General features: G+C 57.0%; 5 protein-coding genes. All 5 read left to right on the forward strand.

All coding sequences use genetic code 11. The annotated features are described in order from the left end of the window. The coding region (locus V3W31_01570; protein MEE9613626.1) for a 4Fe-4S binding protein at positions 1-364 on the forward strand (364 nt) is incomplete at its 5' end. Between the two features lie 109 nt (positions 365-473). Next, positions 474-890, forward strand: coding sequence for a CYCXC family (seleno)protein (locus V3W31_01575; protein ID MEE9613627.1), 417 nt, complete (start codon positions 474-476; stop codon positions 888-890). Beyond that, a complete protein-coding gene (locus V3W31_01580; protein ID MEE9613628.1) occupies positions 887-1,492 on the forward strand; it encodes a tetratricopeptide repeat protein in 606 nt (201 codons plus the stop codon). Before V3W31_01575 ends, V3W31_01580 begins: the two co-directional genes overlap by 4 nt. 11 nt (positions 1,493-1,503) lie before the next feature. Beyond that, positions 1,504-3,003 (forward strand): cytochrome c biogenesis protein ResB, encoded by a 1,500-nt coding sequence (locus V3W31_01585; GenBank protein ID MEE9613629.1) that lies wholly within the window; start codon positions 1,504-1,506, stop codon positions 3,001-3,003. Further along, on the forward strand, positions 3,000-3,334 hold a 335-nt coding region (locus tag V3W31_01590), incomplete at its 3' end, for a hypothetical protein (GenBank protein MEE9613630.1). The genes V3W31_01585 and V3W31_01590, both read left to right, overlap by 4 nt.

Genomic DNA, 3,334 nt, shown 5'->3' on the forward strand with positions numbered 1-3,334 from the left:
GCCCGTGGTCTTCTACGACAAGTGCGTGGGGTGCGGCGCGTGCGCGAGGGCCTGCCCGAGGGACGTCATAGAGATGCACCCCGAGGAACACAAACTCTTCGTCTACTGCAAGAACAGGGACAAGGGCGGGGCGGCGAAGAAGGCCTGCAAGGTGGCGTGCATCGCCTGCACGCTCTGCGCCAAGGACTGCCCGGAAGAGGGCGGGATAACCATGGAGGATAACCTCGCCGTGGTCCACTACGAAACCTGTCCCCAGACGGACGACCCCATAAAGAGGTGCCCCACCAAGTGCATATTCTTCGACGAGGAGGTCAAGATGACGCGCGAGAGCTACTACGCGTCCAGCCGCAAGGAGGCGGTGTGAGGCGGCGCGAACCGAAAATACTAATCAACTTTTAATAATAGTTTAATCTTGGTTTGTTAGCATATAGAGTGATGGGGACGGCAACTTATCCGTGTAGAGGTGATTGACTATGTTTGGAGATAATGGAAATAATGGAAATAAAAAGGGGGCGGCGTTGGGGTTGCTTCTGCTTATCGGCGCGGCCCTGACGCTCGTGTCGTGCGGCGGCGGCGAGGAGGTAATCGACCCGGAGGCATTAAGGGGAGGGGAGACGAGAGGGACCCTCTCTCCCTCGTACTTTTCCGGGAAGGTCGCGACTTCGTACAAGGCGGCCAGGGAGATACCCGAGATCCTCGACAGCCTGTATTGCTACTGTGACTGCAAGAAGCACGCGGGACACAAGAGCCTGCTTACCTGCTATGTGGACCGCCATGCCGCCAACTGCGACATATGCATAAACGAGGCCCTTATAGCGCGCAATATGCACAAAAACGGCGAGGACGTGATAGCCATACGAAAGGCGATAGACGGGAGGTATAAGAGGTGAGCACAGCAACGGATGATGGGAGCGTCAAGAAGGGATTCCTGATTGGCGGGATAGTTCTGGTCTTCGCAATTGGCGGTTACCTGGTGGGGTCGAACTTTTCAGGCAATGCCTCCGTGGACGGGAATGGTTCCAGCGCGGAGGTGCAGTATACTCAAAGGGTCGTGGAAGAGCCCCCTCCCGTGGCCGACCAGGTTATCCTCGGCGACCTTATGGCAAGGCTCGATGAGAACCCCGAAGACGCGGAGTTGATCTCCCGCGTGGCGGATACTTATTTCGGGATGAGGCGCTTCGAAGACGCGAGCGAGTACTATAAAAGGGCCATAAAGATCAACCCGGACGATGTGGACTCCTATAACGACCTGGCCCTTTCGAGCCATTACATGGGGCTGTCGGTCGAGGGGCTCAAGTACGTGGAGGACGGCATAGCGAAGAACCCTTACTACCAGCGTATCTGGCTTACCAAGGGGTTCATACTCGCCTACGGCCTTGGGAATCAGGTAGCGGCCGTGGAGGCATGGGAGAAGGTCGTGAAGATAGACCCGGAGACCCAGGTAGCCAAGGCCGCTGCGGACTTCATTACCCAGTTCGGTGAAAAGAAGTAGCCCGGGCATCTATGGGGAATAAGGTAAGCGAGGCTGCCGCGGGCGCGGAAAAAAAGGCATGGTACAAGGTCGTAGGCTCCGGTATACTGGGGGTGTTACGCTCGACATGGGAGTTGTTCAGCTCGGTCAAGCTGATCGTCTTCGTCCTGATAATCCTCGCGCTCACATCGATAATCGGTACGGTCATAGAGCAGAACCAGCCGGTGGATACGTACGTGACCGATTACGGGGAGAAGTGGGCGAACGTCATCCTCGCTCTCCGTCTGAACGACATGTACCATTCGTTCTGGTTCACGGGGCTCCTGGGCGTTATGACCCTGAATATCGTCGTCTGTACCATCGAGAGGTTCCCGCCCAAGTGGAGAACGCTGCTTGCCCCGCCGAAGGAGTTCGACCCCGCCGTTGTAGACAGGTTCCGGAACAACGCCGGCTTTACGGTGGATGCGGACGTCGACACAGCCGGGGACGGCCTGGTGGGTGTCTTGAAGAGCAAGGGGTACAAGGTCAGGGCGTTCAGGGGCAAAGGGGGAGAGGGGGGAGGAGGGGGGGGAGAGCGTTCGGTATACGCGTGGAAGGGGCTCATCGGGCGCTTCGGTTCGGACTTTGTCCACCTTAGCCTGCTCCTCATACTCATAGGCGCCATCGTCGGCAGTTATAAGGGGTTCAGGGACTTCAAGGGCATCTATGTGGGCACCACCATAGACGTCCCGAACGCGGAGTTCAAGCTCAGGCTCGATAAGTTCTGGATAGAGTACTACGACACGGGCGAGATAAGACAGTACAACTCGCTCCTTACGGTAATAGACGGGGGCGAGGAGGTCCTCACAAAGCAGATATGGGTAAACGAGCCGCTCTACTACAAGGGCATCCGTTTCTACCAGTCGAGCTGGGGCCTTGCGTGGGACAGGATAAAGGACGCCGAGATAGCCCTGGCAAAGAGCGGGGAGGACGACCGCTTGTACAGGGAGGGAGACCTCGTGAACGTGGGGTGGATGGAGCTCGAGGAGATCCCCGGCACCCCCTATTCCATAAAACTGGTGGGATACGTCTCGGACTTCGCCTATGACGAGAAGTCCAAGTCCGTCTTTTCGAAGTCCGGCGAGGCGGACAACCCGGCGGTGAGGGTGGAGGTCTACGAGGACGGCACCCTCGTGGCCGTGCCGTGGCTGTTCTTCAACTACCCCGGCCTTTTCTCGACCATAGGGGAGACGGACTACAACCTCGTGCTGAACGCCTTTAACGGCGTCCACTACTCTGGCATATCGCTCAATAAGGACCCGGGGACCAATATAGTATGGGTCGGCACGGGGATCATGAGCTTCGGCTTCATACTTGCATTCTTTGTGTTCCACAGGAGGATATGGGTGACTATAAACAGGTCGGACAGGTCCACGCTCGTGCGCGTCGGCGGCACGATAAACAAGAACAACCTTGCCTTTGAAAAAGAGTTCGGGGAGCTTATGGAGGCCTTGAAGGCCACGTCCGCACCCGGGACGGAGGTTACGGAATGAACGAGCCAAAGGTAGTAATGTCGCTGATGTTCTTCACGATGTCCTTTGCCTTCTACTTCATTACGGCCCTTTTCTACGTGGGCTACTGGGTCTTAAAGAAGGAATGGATGGGGCAGACCGGAACTGCCATGGCGTTCGTGGCGCTCGCTTCCACCACTATGATCCTTATAACAAGGGCCATGGAGTCGGGCCACGCGCCGTTCGCCAACCTCTACGAGTCGATGATACTCTTCGTGTGGGCGCTGAACATAGGCTACCTCGTGATGGAGTTCAAACACAAGCTCAAGGTCATCGGGGCCTTTGTCATGCCGATCGCGTTCCTGTCGATGTT

It is taken from the genome of Thermodesulfobacteriota bacterium, from assembly GCA_036482575.1.
Lineage (GTDB): Bacteria > Desulfobacterota > GWC2-55-46 > GWC2-55-46 > JAUVFY01 > JAZGJJ01.